The sequence below is a fragment of the Paenibacillus sp. BJ-4 genome, from assembly GCF_020404765.1.
Lineage (GTDB): Bacteria > Bacillota > Bacilli > Paenibacillales > Paenibacillaceae > Paenibacillus.
Genome location: NZ_JAIVEM010000082.1, coordinates 1 through 401 on the forward strand (window position 1 = coordinate 1; position 401 = coordinate 401).

The window sequence follows — 401 nt, forward strand, 5'->3', positions numbered from 1 at the left end:
AATCCGTCTATAAAGCCGCCCCACTTGCTGTAGCTTTTCCCCTGCGCTGCCGCCTCCTGGGGGTCCGGCTGGAAGAACCCTTCCTTGGACCAGCGTTCCTCCGGAATTTCCGTGATGCAGTCTTGTCCCCGCCGCAGATTGTCCCAATATTCCTGCAGGCTTCCGGCCTTGGGATAGCGTCCGCTGATCCCTATAATCGCCACAGGCTCCCGCGCGGCAGCGGCGGGCGCTCCGGCAGTAAAGCTGCGTGCCTTCCTTCTGCCGGCCTTCCGTGAAGCCAGTACAGGGAGTTCGTGATCGAAATTCCCCTGTGCCGCATGCGGCGGCAGGGCTTGTACCCGCTCTGGCAGGGCTTGTACCCGCTCGGTCAGCCCCGTCCATTTTAAGCACCCCGGGGAGTG

At 62.8% G+C, this 401-nt stretch carries 1 protein-coding gene; it reads right to left on the reverse strand.

The window, feature by feature from the left end; genetic code table 11:
* The coding region (locus LCF57_RS14600) for a beta-ketoacyl synthase N-terminal-like domain-containing protein (RefSeq protein WP_226001342.1) at positions 1-401 on the reverse strand (401 nt) is incomplete at both ends.